This window comes from Escherichia sp. E4736 (genome assembly GCF_005781225.1).
In the GTDB taxonomy this organism is placed as follows: domain Bacteria; phylum Pseudomonadota; class Gammaproteobacteria; order Enterobacterales; family Enterobacteriaceae; genus Escherichia.
Genome location: NZ_VATT01000032.1, coordinates 1 through 17,845, shown reverse-complemented (window position 1 = coordinate 17,845; position 17,845 = coordinate 1). Strand labels below are relative to the sequence as shown.

Below are 17,845 nucleotides of genomic sequence, written 5' to 3'. Positions count from 1 at the left end.
TGAAGATGTTCTGCCTGTTATCCCGAATTTTCGGGAAGGTTCAGAGTTGCAAATAGAACCGTGGTCCCAGGCAGTAATCGTCCCCCATACTGGTAAGTGGGACCGTGGTCCCAGGCAGTAATCATCCCCCCATACTGGTAAGTGGGACCGTGGTCCCAGGCAGTAATCGTCTCCCATACTGGTAAGTGGGACCGTGGTCCCGGGTGGTAATCGTCCCCCAGACCGGTAAGTGGGACCGTGGTCCCGGGCGGCAATCTGGCAACAAACCTCATTCTCTGCTCGTTGAAGATAGCTTTACCATTCCTGTTGGGATCTGATTCCTTCATTTCAGCTTTTTCAGAATAGCTTCAATCTGTTCAAAACATTCGGGGGGTAAACGGCTTCTGTCGAGATTAAGGATAACTTTATCTCCTTTGTACAGAGCAGATGCTCCTGGTGCATACTGATAGCGTGAACTCCGATTTTCACAAGGCGACGCAGTGTTTTTCAGAACAGATTTAAGTAGCGAAATCAGTTCATCCACTTCAAAAATTACACCTGCTTTTTTCAGGTCATGAAGTTCTGCAGCCTTTTTTTCCAGAATACTTTCTTTACCTGCAAAAGACTTAAGAAGCGATTCTCCGGCCCTTGCCGACAACTCTCCCGGGTGAGAAAAAAGGGCAATAACAGACTTAGGAAGCCGGGCTGTGTTCAGGCAGCGGCTAATAATTTTCCGGGAGATATTTTCTGCCTCAGCCAGAGCAGAAATATTGCCAGCAAACTCCTTTTCAAGTCGCTCGCTATAATGCTTACCACGTTCATAAGCACTGATGGGACGATAGTCATTACCCAGGCGGGATAATGCTGACATCTGTTCATCATCAAGATCACCAACCAGAATACGATAATCAGTGGAAGTCAGAATAGCTGCTTTTCGACGCCGACTTCCGTCTGCAACCTCAATGATATTTGCTACCCGGCGTCCGAAGGCGGGTGTCTGCTGTCCCGTCAGAAGAAAAGAGGGGATCAAATCATCAAGAGCATCCTCAGTCAGAAGCTCCTGATCCCGTTCGTTACCTGACCAGATACTGGACATTTCTTCAATTGAGTTGCCCGGAATGGATTCCAGTACGAATTTTACCTCGCGCCCACAGACCGGAAGAGAAATTGTATTCCCCCGGGCCATTGCACCAACCCTGGCAATCAGAGCATCAACCATTGGCGCTGCAGGTCCTGGAGATTGTTCGGTATCAACCAGTGCGGTTTTCATCATATTTTTCGGAATGACAGGTGCACGCTTCATTATCTGATATCCCAGCGAGGTTTAATCAACCGATCAAAAATTTCATTACAGACAGGTTCCCAGATCGAAAGGGCATTTCGCCATGCGCCCGTGGAAGAACGCTGGTCAATGGCTTGTTCAAAAACCGTTCTCATACGGATCTGACCTTTACCTACTTCATCTGTTTCTCGGACAACATTCTTCAGCACCATTCCGCCCCAGGCATCCCTGATCTGCTCTTCCATCCATGGGGACTGTGAACCATTATTATTACTGTACTTGGTAAGAAGGATCCGGACATCGGGCTCAAATCCTTTCAGATCCACGTTTTTCAGTAAATCACGAAGCATGTCAAAAAACTGAAGGGCAGAGGTATAATCAAACAGCTCAGCCGGAGTCGGAACAATCAGCACATCAGCTGCACATACCACATTAATGGTGCCGATTCCCAGATTCGGAGCACTGTCTATGACAATGACATCATAATCATGGGCAACTGTTTCAATAGCCAGACGTAGCATAAGGTGTGGATCTGTTGGCAGTTTGCCTTCGTCAAATTTCCCCATGAGTTCAGTTTCGATGCGATGTAATGCCAGGCACGAAGGAATAATATCCAGCCCGGGCCAGCAGGTTGATTTAATCGCGTAACTTACATCATCTTTCTCCCCGAGATAAAAAGGGAGGAGGGTGTCTTCAGCATGAATATGAAGATCCGGTACCCAGCCGTGATACATGGACGCTGTACCCTGTGGATCATTCCCCTCAACGAGCAGGATACGTAGCCCTTTCAGGGCAAGATGCTGTGCCAGATGAACAGAAACAGATGTTTTGTAAACACCACCTTTATGGGCAGCGACTCCAATAACGGGTGGGAACGAGTCTTCAGAACGTCGTAAACGGGTTCCAAAAACATCTCTCATATGGTTGATTTGTTCGATCGTGTAGCCGACACGTTGTTCCACTCTTCCTCGTGTTTCCATATCGGGGTGTGGAAGTCGACCGGCTTTCTCCGCATCCCTGATCGCCTGAGAGGAAACCCCAACTAAATCAGCTGCTTCTCCGATTCGCCAACGGCGGGTTATTTTTCGTGCCTCCGGACTGTCATCATTAAACTGAGCGATAGCTATCGCTTTTGTCATCTCGTGACCTGCTGTAATGCACTGGTCAAGTGTATCCATTAGTCCCATCTGAACATCCTTTAATCATAACTTTGCGCTATTTTAATAAATCTTGGAGTTTAATGCAAAGATAAGGAAAAAGTGCAAAGTTGTTCTCATAATCGTCGTAAAGATGCTGTGATATGAGGCAGGTGCATACTTCAGTAAATATAACGGCATCAATTGCAGCTGCCTTAATTAAGTCAATGTCAAAATTTATCTTTATATAACATATGGTTAATGTTATACCTAACAATACATATTGACTGCGGTATGTGAAATATTCACTGATGTATGCAAGTTTTCTTACCACCGGTGATGATATGAGCCGTTGTTTATGGATACTGACACACTATCACCATAGCTGGCAAAGTAGTCGGAACTCCACGGAATGGACTGCCTCCATAACGTCACCACGACTGTCAGCAAAAGCCACACAACAATAGTCAATTAGGATTTGAAAGTGAAAAAATGTTCAGGTCTGCAGCAGATTCGTTTGGTCAGCCGGGCGTAATCTCCGGGTAAGTATCCGCTTAAACCGTCGGTCACAGAGTAAATTCTTCTGTCGGGGAGTGTGGATATACAGAGAACGCCGCTATAAACGGCGCACACGGGCTATTTTAGCGAAGGGGGAGTGCGATAGCCTGTGGGGAGAAGTTGTCGTCAGGCGATTCTCTGAAGCCGCTCAACTGAAATGATTCATGCATCCGTTGAACATGGCCGGGATCCTTTGTCTCTAGGCTGGTATGTGTTACGGGCAATTCCTGCGTGAGAAAAGCTGACTTCGGTTAACGATTGATAGCTAAGTTAACCGAACAGGGGTTATTAAAGAGTTATTCATACCTGCGATCCAGTAATTGATCCCTAAGAGATCTTATTAAGATCATAAAGAGATCCCCGGATTGTTACAGCCCGCGTGTTGCCTGCCGTAACAGGCTGATGCCATTGACTGTGGTTGGTAAAAAATTGACTGTTGTATGCCTTTTTCAATACTGTAATATGCAAAGGTATTTACTGAGGTATGTGTTTCCGTTGACTGTGGCATGTATATAGACTTCCCTGTGTGGATAACTGTTGGTATTAAAAATGACTAATAAAAATAATGAATTACCTCTTAATCTGCAGGAAACTGATAAGACAACCGGAGAAATTGTTAAGCTGGATGTTAACAGCGCCAGTACGGTACAACCCGTGGCGCTCATGCGGCTGGGATTGTTTGTTCCAACGCTTAAGTCGACCTCCAGGCGCAAGACCAACCGTAAAAACGTCACAGATGCCACTGATGAACTCGTACAGCTGTCGATAGCCCGGAGCGAGGGATACAATGATGTGAAGATCACTGGTTCGCGTCTGGACATGGATACGGATTTCAAGGTATGGCTCGGGATCATTCGCTCGATGTCTGAGTATGGCGTGAAAAATGACACCCTTGAGCTCTCATTTGTTGACTTCATTAAAATGTGTGGGTTTGATTCCCGCCGCTCCAACAAGAAAATGCGCGATCGCATCAGTAATTCGTTATTTAAACTGGCCTCCGTGACGCTTAAATTTCAGAGTGAAACAAAAGGCTGGACGACACACCTGGTGCAGTCTGCGTTCTACGACATCAACGAAGATGTTGTGGAGATCAAGGCTGAGCCCAAGTTATTTGAACTGTATCACATGGACCGGCGGGTACTGTTACGCCTGAAAGCGATTGATGCACTGCAACGTAAGGAATCAGCACAGGCGCTGTATACCTACATCGAAAGCCTTCCGCTGAATCCTGCCCCCATTTCCATGAAACGTATGCGCGATCGCCTCAATCTGACGTCCAGCGTCTACACGCAGAATCACACCGTGCGAAAGGCCATGGAGCAGCTCAGGGATATTGGTTATCTGGATTACACCGAATTCAAACGTGGCCGGGCCACTTACTTCAGCGTGCATTACCGGAATCCTAAGCTCATCAGCAGTACAGTGAAAGTGCCACGGAAAGAAGAGAGCGAAAAAGCACCTGAGCAGAACTATGACGAAATCATTAAGGCGCTGAAAGCTGCAGGGATAGATCCGAAAAAACTCGCTAAGGCGCTCACCAGTGTGAAGCCAGAAAATTGACTGCAGTATGCAGATGTTCTCTGAGGTATGTTACTTTCTCTTTATTGACTGTGGTATGCAGTGCGCAAGAGTTCTGCCGAACCAGTATTGACTGTGGTATGTGATACTGCATTCCTCAGTCAATATTAGTCCGTGTGCCGTGACGCTTTCACTTGCCAGGGGGGAGTGAACGCAGAATATCAGCTGCATCCCGGCCATCTCCGGTAAACGGTACTGCCAGCGTGGCGGCCATATCAAGTGCAAACACTCTGGTATAAACCTCCATCGAACGTGGATCCCTGTGACCGACCAGTGCCTGAATAACTTTCCGTGGCTGGCGGTGATAGAGCATGTGCATGATATAGCTGTGCCGGAAGGTGTGTGGTGTGACCGGAATCGAAAAATGTACCCCGTCAGCCCCGGCCCGCTTCACTGCCTGTTTCAGCCAGTTCCGCATTGTTTCATCGGTCACTGCCCATAATGGTTCACGCCGTCGTGGACGGGTGGTCACCATCCAGCTTTGCATCTGCCTGACATAGTTTATATCTGTCAGCGGGACCAGGCGGACCTCATTTTTTGGCGGGCGCCCGCGCCGCGCCCGGACCTTTTCAGACAGCACCCGCACAAAGGGGCGCAGGCCATCCAGGTCAAACGACTCTGGTGTCAGCATCCTGGCTTCCCCGATACGCATACCGGTATTCCAGAGAGTGGAAAACAGCATGTGATGGCGTTGATCTGGCATGTAGAAGAGGAGTGCGCTGACTTCCGGAGCCAGCAGATAGGCCGGTGTGGCGCCGGTGGAGGTGGCCATTCTTCTCAGGGAAAGAGCAGTCGCAAAATCGACCCCCGGTGCAATGGGTAACAGGGAGACGCGTTCCGGTGAGTTCTGCAGGGGAATGACATTGTTCATGAGTTATTTTTCACGTAGCACACACTGTTTATGGATACAGCTATTCTGACCTGAGCGCCGGGATCCTTCCACGACAATAAATCGCAGCGCGCGGATCCTTTTGTTTGCTTATCACACATTATTGTGGGAAAAACCAAATGCGTAAAGGGGTATGTTTCCGGGTAAATTCGCGATGAAGCCAGTCATGGCACGGGATGAAGGCTGTTTTGCCGCTTTTTGGAGAATTGGGGTAAAGCCAGGACAGACTGGATCTGAAACGAAAGAGTAAAGGACCGGACAGAACCCGGCTACAGGTTTCAGTGCTGTCGCTGTCACGGAGGCGGCTTAATCCCGCAAAACTTTCATGGGCGCTGTCCGTCAGCAGGAGCGTGGCAACGCTGTACTGTGATACCGTTATCAGAAATGTGACACCGTCACTGTCGCACCTGTTATTACGTAAGCTTTACGTGTCCGGCTGTAAAAATGACGCTCTCCGGAACTCAGTCGCCGGATATATTACCGAATATGCTGTTTTCCAGTGAAGCGGATAAGGAATATGATGAATACCACATATAGTGGTAATATTAACGTGATGGAACTGTATATTGATTATCCACAGAAACTGTGAACAAGTCCGGGATAACTGGACTGAACTTTTTTCGTTATGGAAGTATTTACCATGAAGTAATTTTTCGCCGCATGAGAGCCGCACACTCCAGTCTTAAAGGCCGGATTATCCACCAATAATCATTACAGATGCCTGGCCCCAAAAAACTGATTGAATACGTCCGGTGAAACAGAATAAACTTCTGGCGATAAAAAGGTTTCATGAGGAGATTCAGTATTAAACATAACTCAGCCGTTTTAGACAGATAACAAACAGGTATCGTGTAATGACTATACCAGGTCCGATCTCTCACAGCCAACAGAATTAGGCTAAATAACCGGAATGTCCAGGCATGTGGGGAATTTAGTGGTGGTAGTAAAAGGCCACTCAGGCGGCTTTTACCAACGGGAAGGTTCGAGAAGATTTTTGAAATATACGAAATCAGTGGCTATCTGCTCAGATGGCGCTTCCCCAACTATCGCAATTTCGAGCCACATATCCAGTATGGCTTGACCCTGCGCGTGAAACATTGCGTAGTCATAGGGTTGTTCTGCCTGTTCTTTCATTTTTAGTCGGTTAAGAAGACGCTTTTCTGTAATTTCTTTCAATTTAAAGTGCTGATACTTAACTTTTTGCGATCACTCATTTTTTACCTCATTCTTTCACTGGCAAGTTTATAAACATCACTACGTTCACGTTTCCCAACCGCAACAACAGCAATAATTAATAGATCGTCAATAACCTGATAGACCAGACGAAAGCCAGACGCCCGTAGTTTAATTTTGTAGCAGTCCTTTATCCCGCGTAATTTTGCAGAAGGAATATGAGGATTTTCAATGCACTTCTTTAGCTTCTTGGCAAATTGCTGCTGTATGGCCTTGTCAAGTTTGTGCCATTCTTTCAGCGCATCATCTCTGAATTTGACCGTATAAGTCATAAATAGCTATCCAGATCCACGTCGTGCAGGGGCTGATTACTGCGCTCGGCTACCAACTTTACAAGCTCCTGATCATCCAGTGCATCAAGCATCTTTTCGTACAGTTCTGCTGGAACACAGTAAAAAGCAGGCTGGTTGCGGTTCAGAATAGCAACCGGATAACCATCACCGGCACTGACAGTGGCCATTGGGTTTTTCTTGAGTTCGCTGACACTGGCGCTAGTGTCACTGAGAATGATGTTGGGCATAGACGACCTTTAGAGACTGTTTAATCAGTCTCTAATCTACGCCATAAAAGACCAGTTAACAAGTCTTTTGCCGCTATTTTCAACCGGACTTAATCACCTGAATGTCCAGCGTCGTGCGGAGGAATTAAAGCGGAGCCGAAATCATCCCGCTGGCAGATACTGCCAGTGACGAGTGATAATCATAAACTATATTTATGTGTCCGGGGTTTCGGGATGTAAATGGTGGGCTATTTTTTCCGAGTGCCTGATCATATTCTGCAGGAATATTCTTGCAGCTATATGGATTTTTGTATAGCGGAAAAATTTTTAATTTAATGATTTATAATGTCTTTTTAGATGATTTCCTGTCTGAGAACGTTTCCCGAGTATAGAAACTGTAACATTTTACAGAGATCGCAGGCATCAGGCAGCATTCGTCAAAGAAACTTAAATGATTAGTTTTTATTCATTATTGTGATGATAATAATGAAAATATGGGAGCAATGAATGGTAGCCCGCAACCCGGATTGCGCCAGGCGTCGCTGTGAGAAATCTGGAAAATTTTGTGGGGGAAATGACTCATTTTTTTAATTTCACACCTGGCTGCATTTTTCCATGTAATTAATAAAAGTCACAATACATGATAAAAGATGTTACTTTACTTCCCAAATGGGACATGTATCACTACATAAAGATAATTGCTATCAGGATGCTGAGGAATTTCTGAATGGCGAATCCCGACGCAGAACAGAATGGAAAACTTCGACAGAAATTAAAGAATAATTCCACAGTGCCTGTATTATTAAAAAATGTGTGGTTTTTAATATTAACGTAAATGACTATCGATTAATTATTTCCATTGCATCCCGGCGAAGTGGAGGGGAATTCACCGGTATATATAAAGAATATGACAAAATAGATACAAAAACCGTAATGCTGGAGTAACCATATGCAGATTAAACCAATTAAATCAGAGCAGGACTATAAAACCGCATTACGCGCCATAGAGCCTACGTTTTCTTATTAATGAATACAAAGATAAACACTATCAAATAGAACGTTCTGATCCAGTTTAAGCTATTAAATTTTACCTGACAGGAAGCATAGTAGTTGCCGTACCACCCCTTGAAACGGCAACCACTACTAGTCAGTATCCCCCGGACACTGATTTCAGGAAATTATACAAGGATCTTGCTATGGTTTTAAAGAAGAGGGCAACTCCTCGTCGATCATTACATCAGTCCTTTTGCTTAAGAGTGATGATATTGTTTCGAGGACAATTTTTAGTTCTTTTTCTGCTCTCTCCAGCTCGCTGATTTCGGAAGGATTGAACCGGAATTTTTTGTACCTCTTGTGTATTGCCAGAAGCTGGGTCGCTAATACGTCGTCGCGACAGTAAAGATAGCATTCAGGAACATCCAGAACTTCTGCAAACCGACAAGCTTGTTGGAAGTTGGGACTGTGTGTATTTGTCTCATAGTGGGAAATCCTGCTTACTGTCAGTTCGTCAATGCCCGCGCGTTTGGCGAGTTCTGTCTGTGTCATATGCGCCGCTGTTCGGGCTGCCTTCAGTCGCTTGCCAATCATGTCGTTCCTCCGCAATCGGTGTCGATGAAGTTTAGATGTATTAATATTCTTATTTTATATAGAAATATTAATGATATGTTAAACCCCTAAGATGTTAACCTGGATTGCAAAATGAAGCGGTGTGATAGGTTTAATTGCTTACATCGATCGATGTCGAAAGTATTGATCGATTAAAACAATTTGACGAAATATCAATCACCCATCAAATTTAGGGGATTAATTATATTAAATATTCTAATTATTTTACTGCTCAGGGGGACGGAGTTGTGCGCTAGCTATTACCTTTCATTATATTATCTCCTTCGGAGGCCTCTATGCAGGACACCTTTATTGATGCCTGGTATCTTCTGCGTTGCCATCAGAATTACTGGAAAACCATACTAAAAAACCTTAACGACGCCGGTCTTAAAACATGCTGTCCGTTGATTTTACAACGTAAACGACGCAGCGATAAGAAAAATGCCAGCAGAATCATAAATTCTCCGGCTTTTCCAGGATATATTTTTGTGCGTTTTAATCCTTCATACATTCATACCACCGCAATTAAACGCATTCCCGGCGCAGTGGATTTTGTGAAATTCGGGAACCAGATCGCAACAATTTCTCAGGCTGAGATCGAAGTTTTAAAACAGGTACATCACGACCGTTTTCGGGGAAATATTCACCTTCCTGGCGATGTTCTTGAGAAGATTGAAAAAATTTTTTCAGAAAAAGAACCCGCTGTTCGCATCAATATATTGTTTTCGATGCTGGAATCACCAATACATATTTAACGGAGCAAAAATGTTAATTAAATCAGAAAATAGAGATAAAGCGGAAAGTCCGTATTCCAATAATGTCTATATCGCTGCTGAACCCCGAAAAAAACTGGAAGAACTGTGTACTGATATTGGTTACGCCCGCCGGAAAAATATGGCTGCTTCTGCTTTCGTCAGATACCTGATAGAAAATTTTGGCGAACAGGCTAAAGAGAAGATCCTCAATAAAAGCGATAATTAATCATGAAAAGGCACGTTTATGATCTCCACAGCGGCTTTTTTGGCGCTGGCGATGCAATGTGCTCCTGATATTGCCCCCGATACGTTATCCAGGATAGTGAAAACAGAGTCCGGATTTAATCCCTGGGCAATAGGAGTTGTAGGAAAGTCGCTCAAACGCCAGCCTCAGAATAAAGAAAAAGCATTAACTACAGTAAAACAACTTGTAAAAAACAAATCAAATTTCAGTATCGGTCTGGCACAGATCAACCGGCAGTATTTCGATATCAAACATGCTGAATTGTTTTTTTCACCCTGCACGAATTTAAAAATGGGGGCCAATATACTTAAAGACTGTTACGCTCGCGCATTAAAAAACAGTGAGTCAGAACAGCAGGCATTAAAAAAATCATTCTCATGTTATTACAGCGGGAATTATACCCGGGGATTTAAAAAGGAAAATAACGGTACAAGTTATGTCGAAAGAATAATTACTGCGAATTCAGCAGCGGTTAAAGTGCCGGCGCTGGATGATTCAGCTGTGAGCGACCCCGCTTCACGATATGAACCACATGAAAGGCCCGCATATGCTGAATGGGATGTTTTACAGCAATATCCAAGACATTTTCAACAAAAGCAAAGTAAACCAGTTCTCGCTGATAAAAATGAAGAGGAAGAAACAGATGTTAAAGGTTAACGGTTTAAAAAGACATTATGCGACAGCATTACTGATGCTGGCATTTTCACCGTATGCTCTGGCAGCAGGCGACACCGGCTGGCTGGACACATTAAACCAGTACGCCCGGAATGTCCAAATCGGCCTTTACGCCCTTGCTGGTACTGTTGTTCTTTGTTGTGTGATTGTGTCTGGTATCCGGCTGGCTATATCTCGCATGTCGGGAAACCACGATAAAACGTTCTGGGATTATATTGGTGATTTGAGCATGGCTATCTGGATTGGTGGGGCCGTTGTGTTCTTTACGGCGTTGTGGCAGGTGTTCGGAACGTCAGCCTGAATCAGGGGATAATTTTCTCTATGGAAGAGGATGAATATGTATTTGACAGTTATAACGCGATGGGGCGAACGGCATCATATCAGGGGGTTCCTCAGTTTGTTATTCTGGGGATATTTGTCTCTGGCATAGTGCTGACCGGTATTTGTTGTGTGCTTTTTGGCTGGTTTGGCTTAATTGCAATCATTGTCCCTGTGATTTTATTTGTTGTTGTCAGAATTGTTTGTGAGTCTGACAGTCGTTTTCTTACACGCCTTCGCTTTATGCTGAGGCGTTACATAAGGAATATGATATTTGGTCGTTCTCTCTTAATTACACCGTATAACCCGCGATGGAATCAATTTTATGGCAGGCGAATTTCGCAGAAAAGGTATCTCACCGGAAACAAGAGTTCCGTGGATGAATTATCACGTCCATGAAAATATGGTCACTGTTTCCGGGCAACGTTTAATCAGTATTGTGCGATTTAAAGGTGTTTCCTATGCAACAAAAGAAACATCTGAGTTAAATAAACTGTTTAAAAATGAAAACCGATTTCTTCTCTCACTCGGAAAAAAAGAAGGGAAGAATCTCATGCTCCAGACCTGGACAACCAAATCATCAATTTCACTGGGCGCTGACTATCATATCGATTTGCCTGTATTACAGGATTTTGTTGATACCTATACTGCACCTTACCGTAAGGGGAGATACAGGCAAACGGGCTATTCGATGGCTTTTATCCTGAAATACCGTGATCTGGATGAAGGTATCAGCCGGATGAATGAAATCCTGATTATGGTGGAAAAAATGCTGGCGGCGTTTGAGCCTTCCATTCTCGGGGTAGAGGAGAATGCAGCCGGTTCTGTCTTCTCTCAGGTGGGACGTTATGTCTCTCTGCTTATTAACGGTCGCGAACAGGATATTTTACTTTCTGACACCCGTCTCAGTGATGCGGTAATTGATAGCGTTACTAACTTTGCACCTTATGATTATGTGGAGAACAGACCAAATTGTGGCGGCGTAAGATACGCCACAACCTATGATCTCCGGGATTACCCGTCAAAAACAGTACCCGGCATGTGGGATGAAGCGTTGGAAGAACAGTTTGATTTTTCACTGGTACAGACCTTCATGTTTGAGGATCGCAACAAGTCGAAAAGCAACTTCACAAAACAGGCTGTGGACCTGACTTCAGCTGAAGGGGAAACGAAGCAGACGAAATCGCTGGATGATGCAGTCCAGGATATCACTCAGGGGGATAAGCTCTTTGGTCGTTACCACGCGGCGCTGATGGTCTACGGGGAAACTGCACAAAAAGCCATTGATAATGGCGCGATGATGGACTCCATCTTCACGGCAAAAGACACGCGCTTCATTCGCTCGACGGTGACGAACGAAGATACGTACTATTCTCTTTTCCCTGGTTCTACTGTTGCGCTGTATCCGGTGCCGAAATCGACGGAGAATCTTGCCTGTGGATTTTCACTTCATGCGTCACCCGCCGGTAAAGCTGACGGCAATCCACCCGGCGACGGTAAAGCGTGGATGCCGTTCCGGTCAGTAAATGATTCACTCTATTTTTTTAATGCGCATAACAGCCCTGTCGGGAAAAATAATACGGGTGAGCGTATGCCAGGACATATATCGACGGTGGGAAAAACGGGTTCCGGAAAAACAACGCTTGAGGGTGAACTGCTGGTATTTGCCAGTCGCTGGGATCCGCTTGTTTTTTGTCTTGATTACAACCATTCATTCGAAAATCTGCTGAGGGCGTTATCCACACAATACTTTGTGATACAACCAGGCGTTTCGACGGGCATTAATTTGTTTCAGCTTGAGGATTCGCCGGAATTGCGGACCCGGCTTTTCGATATGGTTCATACGATGGCTGGCGCTTGCTCTGATACTGAAGAGAATCAAATAAAGTCTTCTGTGGAGGCTGTACTGGCGCATTCAGTCGTCGAAAACAGGGGGATGTCTCTTTTGTTGCAGAATATAGCAGAAACAGAAGATGAAAATTGCCTTCATTTTCGCCTGAAAAAATGGTGTCGTGTCTGCCCCGATGGCTCAACAGGGCGTTATGCCTGGGTATGTGACGCACCTGTAAATTTGTTTGATCCTAAGCAGTATCGCAGACTGGCTTTCGACTGTACCGAGATTATGGAGAAAACATTTTTCCAGAAAAACCCGCAAATGATGGAAGTTTTTCTCAGTAATATGTTTTTTCTGAAAAAGCTCATGCTCGAATCCCAGCCCGCAAATATGTTGTTGGATATTATCGCTGAGTGCTGGATACCACTGTCTTTCGACAGTACCGCAGACGCTATCAAGGAGATATTAAAGGCTGGTCGTACAAGGGGCGAAATCCTCATGATGGATACGCAGGAGCCAGACGATCTCAGTAACTGTAAACACGGGGCGTCAGTAATACAGCAGGTTGTTACCCAGATTTGGCTGGCGAACGACCAGGCGAAAGCTGAAGCATATAAGAAGTTTAATATCGAAGGTAAAGAGTTCGATATTATATTTGATTTAAATCCTTCATCGCGTGAGTTTCTTATCAAGCAGGGTCAGCAGTCCACGGTGTTATCGTTTGATATGCCAGATGATTTGAAGTACTGGCTTCCCCTTTTATCAACAACAATTGGTAAAGATGGTAATAACAAAGTCGCAGCCAGTATCAGGGAAAAGCTGGGTACAGATGATCCGAAAATATGGGTTTCAGCTTTTCTTGATGAAATGCAGCGAGTCAGTTTATTAAAAAAAGGAATCATTGATGAAAAGTAAAATCAGGTCAGGAATGCTGGCTATTATGATAGGGGCTGGATTTTTACCCGCAGTCTCCCTTGCAATCGGTATTCCAACGATTAATGTGGAAAATATTGTACAGCTGGCTGCTAACGCCAGGCAGCAGGCAGATGAAGCTTTGTCTCAACTGAACAAAGCGAAGGAGGCAATAGAGCAGGCTAGGAGCCAGTATGACCACTATAAAAGCATAGTAACGGGAAATGACCAGTTGGGTAATTTCCTGAACGATCCCTCGCTGAATCAAGTATTGCCTCTCAGTGACTGGAACAAGGTTTACACCGATACCAAAAATTTGGCCGAACTGCGAAGTCGCTACGGGCTGACGTCGAACGACCCCAAAATACAACAGGCATTTGATTATTTGCTGTCGCAGGCTGGAGCACTCGAAGATACCTACAATGCGGCGTCACAGCGTATCAGGAACGCGGAACAGCTCAGGCAGAAGCTGAACACGGTGCAAACACCACAGCAGCGTGAAGAACTGGCACTCAGGCTACAGCAGGAACAGCTGGAGCTACAGAATCAGCAAATACAGCTTCAAAATATGAAATTACTGATGGATCAAAAGGAAAAGATTGAGGATAAGAAACGTGCTCAGGAATTTATGGATAAATTGGAAGGTAATTCATAATTCATTGTTTACAGGACTCAGTTCTCATTGAATTGCTCAGTGATTGCGAGTTAAAATAATTCTCATATTTAAAATGTGAGGTGAGTATGAAAAAATTTATTTCCGTGGTTTTTTTATCAGTAATGTCTCTTTCTGGATGTAAAGATGAAAGTAAAAATTTTTCTGGCGTATGGAAATTGACATCCAATGAATCAAGCATCCCATATTTACTGGAAATTAACTGTGATAAAGCTTGTCATATTATCAGTCGGACCCTGGAACAAGGTGAATGGGATGTAAAAGAATCGGATTGGTCTATTTCTGGTGACACTCTTAATAATTCAGGCTCGTCACTTACCTTTAAAGATGGAAGGTTATATAACGGGGGTAAAGTATATTCTAAAATAAGAACTAACAATGTTGATTCTATGATGAGAGAGAAGGAGCGAGAGGAAGATAAGAAACGAGATGATGATTTCATGAAAAAACTGGAAGGATAAAAGGAGGGGGTGTGGTTATAGAGTTGAATATTGCTGATACTCTATATCGAGCTATAGATGCTGCTTTATCAGGAACAATTTCTACCGGCACCACTTTAATAATGACTGGTGTCGGTTCCCTTTTTGGGATTTTTTTGTGATAGATAAAACAATTAATGCAATGGCTTGGTATTTCAAAGGGTTTAATGGGATTATTCAAGATGAAATATTTTATGCAATAAAGTCATCTTTCATAATATTTAGCGCCTTTCATGTCGGTTGGTATATGCATATCGTTGTGCCATTTGTTAATGATATGCCAACATGGGCTATGGCACAATTATCAAGTGGTGGGGTAGGTAATAATCAAGTTGATACATTAATAAACGGTTTTTTAAATGGCGTATGGGCGTTCATAAAATCAATGAAGCTCAATCCATTAACTAGTGAAATGCCAGATATTATTGGTGGTGTTGTTACTTTAATTGCGATGCTCCTTGGAGGAGTCCCATTTCTTCTGACTTGTGTGGCAACGTTAATGACGTTAAAGCTCGCTACAGCTCTTTTCTTAGTTGTGGGGCCACTTTTTATAGCATTTGGCTTATTTGACCAGACCAGACAGTATTTCTGGGGATGGGTATCCTTATTAGGCGGATTTATGCTCACTCAGATAATATTCGGAGTGGCTATTACGCTGGAAATAAATTTTCTGAATGCTTATGTGATTACAGATGATCCTCACGGTTTATTAAGTGGGTCTTTTGGCGGGGCGTTTGCACTTTTATTCTACTTTGGTGCGTTTACAGCAATTGCAACAGAAATTCCAAATTATGCAGCATCAGTAATGGGAGGTTCGCCAAGTGGTGTTCATGGTTTGAAAAAATTGCTCCTTAGACCGACGGGGTTGGGTGCTGCTACGCGAATGGCTGGAGCATTCAGAAATCGCATTAAACCTGCCTGATTCTTTCTGTCACCGATTAACTTATATTCGTGGTCGTTATTTTGTCTGTTGTTCTTATCCGGGTGTGGCTCACCCGTTAAGAACAATGTGCATATTGACGACTGGATAAAAGTTAATAAGGTCGATGCGAATAATTTTTCTGGAGAGTGATATGTTTGGTAAAAGAAAAAATGAACTTATTAAAGAGAATTATGACATCGAGAAGTATAAAAATAACACTTCAGCAGAAGACGGGAGAAATATATCACTGGCAACACAGGCTTATGTTCAGGCTGCTCAGTGGTTTGAAAAACACGTCGCGGAGGAAGAAAAGAAAAAAGTCAAAAATGCAAAAAGACTAAGTGTGTTTTTTGGTATGATGGCTTTTATGTCGGTCAGTGCTGTGCTTTTACTCACACCACTAAAAACGGTAGTTCCCTATGTTATTCGTGTCGATAATAATTCGGGATTTACAGATATAGTCCGGCCCGGCGCCGACCAGAATGTTTTTAAATCAGATGATGCATACTGGTCAGTTACGTACATTCTTAACAGGGAAAGTTACGATATTTCCAGTCAGGATTTCAGGTCCAGATTTATTGAACTGAGTTCCTATCCCGATATTTTCACTGAATATAAAAATTTCCAGCTCTCTAAAAAAGGATACCTTGAGAAACTGGCGGATAAGCAACAGTTGCGGGTCACTGTTCGTAACGTCAGCAATCCTGTAACGAGTAATGATGGAAAAATATCAACTATACAAATACGATTTAATAAAACAGTAACTGATAATATCGGTCAGCCAGATAACAGTATTCCTGCGACAACATGGCTGGCAACGATAAGTTATGACTACAGTAAACCGCCAAAATTTAAAAAGGATGAATGGATGAATCCGCGAGGGTTTGCAGTCAAATCATATCAGTTAAGTCAGGAGGTGGGGTATTGACCATGCGAAAAAAATGGCTGGCGTTTTGTATCCTTGGCTCTCTTGTTTCCGTGACTCATGCAGAAACAGTTGGCAAAGGAACACATCTCGATAAGCGTATTCAGACTGCGACCTACTCCCCGGATAACGTTTTCAGAATCAATACGGTCATTGGAAGAGCTTCTTCTATCAAGCTGGAGGCCGGAGAAACAATCTGGAAAGATGACGGCATTATGGTAACAGGTGATCCCAGTGCCTGGGATATTGGTCCGAACAAATCGGGTGATATGGTTGCGATAAAGGCAAAGACAGATCAGGAGCCGGATACAAACTTTATCGTTAATACAAACAGGCGGACTTATGTTTTCGAATTAAAGTTGGTTAAAGACGTCGCGCAATCCACGTATTTACTACGATTTAATTATCCTGAACCACCCAAAGCAGGAGAAAGCCCCTTTGTGGGGCGGGATTTAAATCAGAATCCATGTTCCGGGAGAGAGAACAGACGCTATGAGAAAAGAGGCGATCTGATTATCTCTCCGTCAGAAGTCTGGGACAATGGTACGTTCACATGTATGAGATTCCCGACAAATGCCCCCCGTCCTGTTGTTTATGGTGTTTTGCCTGATGGAACTGAAGCACTGGTCAATTTCCATAACGTGAACGATATTCTTGTTATTCATAGCGTAAGTTCGATGTTTAAATTACGTTTAAATAAACTGGTGCTGGCGGTCAGAACTAGTTTGAATAATACTGGGTTTTATAATTATAACGGTACAACCACAGGAGAAATAAGGGAGACGAAAAATGTCAGAAAAGAATGATATCGATGATTTCCCTGTGAATACACCGCGAGGTGATTTTAATCTGTTGGGTGTTAAAAAAGATAAGAAACCCAGAACTAAAATAATTTTAATAATTGGTGTTGGTGTTATTAGCATTATCCTTGCAGTTGTCATTATTTTTTACTCCGCTTACAACGCTATGAATGTGAATACACATGAAGAAATAGACGAATCAAAAGTGAAACCGGATGCTGCTCTGGATGCAAAGCCGATCACGGATGATGAAATCCAGAAAAAAAGAGACTTCATAATTAAACAACGGCAGGAAGAAGAACAGAAAGAGAAGGAGCAGGAAAAACAGGAGCAACAAAAGACACCGGTTTTGCCAGCCGTAAATACGGTCCTGGCAGACACGCCGCCAGACCCGGCGTATTTGCGTAAGCTGACCGGCGGTGTACTGGTTCAGGATAGCGGGAGTGGTGGTAGCGGCTCTTCTTCAGCGGGCCGGGGAGGGAGTGACCCGGATGAACAGCGGATCAGCGCTTATGCTAATGCTGAACCTGTAGTGGATCGGTAATTCAG

Annotated in this window: 20 protein-coding genes and 1 pseudogene; 14 read left to right on the top strand and 7 right to left on the bottom strand. The window is 43.9% G+C overall.

Annotation, left to right across the window (positions count from 1 at the left end; all coding sequences use genetic code 11):
* Nucleotides 1-322: 322 nt before the first annotated feature.
* Complete coding sequence (locus FEK46_RS18335) at nt 323-1,282, bottom strand: ParB/RepB/Spo0J family plasmid partition protein (protein WP_138194760.1); 960 nt, start codon at nt 1,280-1,282, stop codon at nt 323-325.
* A complete protein-coding gene (gene sopA, locus FEK46_RS18330; protein WP_138194757.1) occupies nt 1,282-2,448 on the bottom strand; it encodes a plasmid-partitioning protein SopA in 1,167 nt (388 codons plus the stop codon). Before sopA ends, FEK46_RS18335 begins: the two co-directional genes overlap by 1 nt.
* A 1,056-nt stretch (nt 2,449-3,504) precedes the next feature.
* Between sopA and FEK46_RS18325 the strand changes: the two genes are divergently transcribed.
* On the top strand, nt 3,505-4,515 hold the full coding sequence (locus tag FEK46_RS18325; protein WP_138194755.1) for a RepB family plasmid replication initiator protein: 1,011 nt from the start codon (nt 3,505-3,507) through the stop codon (nt 4,513-4,515).
* A 148-nt stretch (nt 4,516-4,663) separates the two neighbouring features.
* Here the strand turns inward: FEK46_RS18325 and FEK46_RS18320 are convergent, their stop codons facing one another.
* The 4 genes from FEK46_RS18320 to FEK46_RS18300 form a co-directional block, all read right to left on the bottom strand.
* Complete coding sequence (locus tag FEK46_RS18320; protein ID WP_138194753.1) at nt 4,664-5,404, bottom strand: tyrosine-type recombinase/integrase; 741 nt, start codon at nt 5,402-5,404, stop codon at nt 4,664-4,666.
* A gap of 984 nt (nt 5,405-6,388) precedes the next feature.
* Nucleotides 6,389-6,598: a hypothetical protein gene (locus FEK46_RS18310; RefSeq protein WP_138194751.1), complete on the bottom strand. Its 210-nt coding sequence runs from the start codon at nt 6,596-6,598 to the stop codon at nt 6,389-6,391.
* 41 nt (nt 6,599-6,639) lie between these two features.
* On the bottom strand, nt 6,640-6,927 hold the full coding sequence (locus FEK46_RS18305) for a type II toxin-antitoxin system RelE/ParE family toxin (RefSeq protein ID WP_138194749.1): 288 nt from the start codon (nt 6,925-6,927) through the stop codon (nt 6,640-6,642).
* Nucleotides 6,924-7,175: a type II toxin-antitoxin system Phd/YefM family antitoxin gene (locus FEK46_RS18300; protein WP_138194747.1), complete on the bottom strand. Its 252-nt coding sequence runs from the start codon at nt 7,173-7,175 to the stop codon at nt 6,924-6,926. The genes FEK46_RS18305 and FEK46_RS18300 overlap by 4 nt, the downstream gene beginning before the upstream one ends.
* 792 nt (nt 7,176-7,967) lie before the next feature.
* Between FEK46_RS18300 and FEK46_RS24000 the strand changes: the two genes are divergently transcribed.
* Nucleotides 7,968-8,099 (top strand): hypothetical protein, encoded by a 132-nt coding sequence (locus FEK46_RS24000; protein ID WP_346763849.1) that lies wholly within the window; start codon nt 7,968-7,970, stop codon nt 8,097-8,099.
* 396 nt (nt 8,100-8,495) lie between these two features.
* On the opposite strand, the pseudogene FEK46_RS23780 reads toward FEK46_RS24000, so the two are convergent.
* A pseudogene (locus tag FEK46_RS23780) lies at nt 8,496-8,741 on the bottom strand (helix-turn-helix transcriptional regulator); the annotation flags it as partial.
* 314 nt (nt 8,742-9,055) lie between these two features.
* Between FEK46_RS23780 and FEK46_RS18280 the strand changes: the two are divergent.
* The 12 genes from FEK46_RS18280 (at nt 9,056) to FEK46_RS18230 (ending at nt 17,840) form a co-directional block, all read left to right on the top strand.
* Nucleotides 9,056-9,514, top strand: coding sequence for a transcription termination/antitermination NusG family protein (locus FEK46_RS18280; RefSeq protein WP_138194743.1), 459 nt, complete (start codon nt 9,056-9,058; stop codon nt 9,512-9,514).
* Between the two features lie 10 nt (nt 9,515-9,524).
* Nucleotides 9,525-9,740: a hypothetical protein gene (locus FEK46_RS18275; protein ID WP_138194741.1), complete on the top strand. Its 216-nt coding sequence runs from the start codon at nt 9,525-9,527 to the stop codon at nt 9,738-9,740.
* Nucleotides 9,741-9,758: 18 nt separating this feature from the next.
* Complete coding sequence (locus FEK46_RS18270) at nt 9,759-10,415, top strand: lytic transglycosylase domain-containing protein (protein ID WP_138194739.1); 657 nt, start codon at nt 9,759-9,761, stop codon at nt 10,413-10,415.
* The gene (locus FEK46_RS18265; RefSeq protein WP_138194737.1) at nt 10,402-10,734 is read left to right on the top strand and encodes a TrbC/VirB2 family protein; all 333 of its coding nucleotides are present in this window, start codon (nt 10,402-10,404) and stop codon (nt 10,732-10,734) included. Before FEK46_RS18270 ends, FEK46_RS18265 begins: the two co-directional genes overlap by 14 nt.
* A 20-nt stretch (nt 10,735-10,754) precedes the next feature.
* Nucleotides 10,755-11,150 carry a hypothetical protein gene (locus FEK46_RS23435; protein WP_171021375.1) on the top strand — a complete coding sequence of 132 codons (396 nt, stop codon included), beginning with the start codon at nt 10,755-10,757 and terminating at the stop codon, nt 11,148-11,150.
* The gene (locus FEK46_RS18260; RefSeq protein WP_138194735.1) at nt 11,077-13,500 is read left to right on the top strand and encodes a VirB4 family type IV secretion system protein; all 2,424 of its coding nucleotides are present in this window, start codon (nt 11,077-11,079) and stop codon (nt 13,498-13,500) included. Before FEK46_RS23435 ends, FEK46_RS18260 begins: the two co-directional genes overlap by 74 nt.
* On the top strand, nt 13,490-14,152 hold the full coding sequence (locus tag FEK46_RS18255; RefSeq protein WP_138194733.1) for a type IV secretion system protein: 663 nt from the start codon (nt 13,490-13,492) through the stop codon (nt 14,150-14,152). The genes FEK46_RS18260 and FEK46_RS18255 overlap by 11 nt, the downstream gene beginning before the upstream one ends.
* A gap of 86 nt (nt 14,153-14,238) precedes the next feature.
* Entirely contained in the window at nt 14,239-14,631 is a 393-nt protein-coding gene (locus FEK46_RS18250; protein ID WP_138194731.1) for a hypothetical protein, read from the top strand.
* A 136-nt stretch (nt 14,632-14,767) separates the two neighbouring features.
* The gene (locus tag FEK46_RS18245) at nt 14,768-15,571 is read left to right on the top strand and encodes a type IV secretion system protein (RefSeq protein WP_138194729.1); all 804 of its coding nucleotides are present in this window, start codon (nt 14,768-14,770) and stop codon (nt 15,569-15,571) included.
* A gap of 151 nt (nt 15,572-15,722) precedes the next feature.
* Entirely contained in the window at nt 15,723-16,499 is a 777-nt protein-coding gene (locus FEK46_RS18240) for a type IV secretion system protein (RefSeq protein WP_171021374.1), read from the top strand.
* 2 nt (nt 16,500-16,501) lie between these two features.
* Nucleotides 16,502-17,302 carry a TrbG/VirB9 family P-type conjugative transfer protein gene (locus FEK46_RS18235; RefSeq protein WP_138194725.1) on the top strand — a complete coding sequence of 267 codons (801 nt, stop codon included), beginning with the start codon at nt 16,502-16,504 and terminating at the stop codon, nt 17,300-17,302.
* Nucleotides 17,286-17,840, top strand: a complete 555-nt coding sequence (locus FEK46_RS18230) for a hypothetical protein (protein WP_138194723.1) — start codon at nt 17,286-17,288, stop codon at nt 17,838-17,840. The genes FEK46_RS18235 and FEK46_RS18230 overlap by 17 nt, the downstream gene beginning before the upstream one ends.
* The last annotated feature ends 5 nt before the right edge of the window (nt 17,841-17,845 follow it).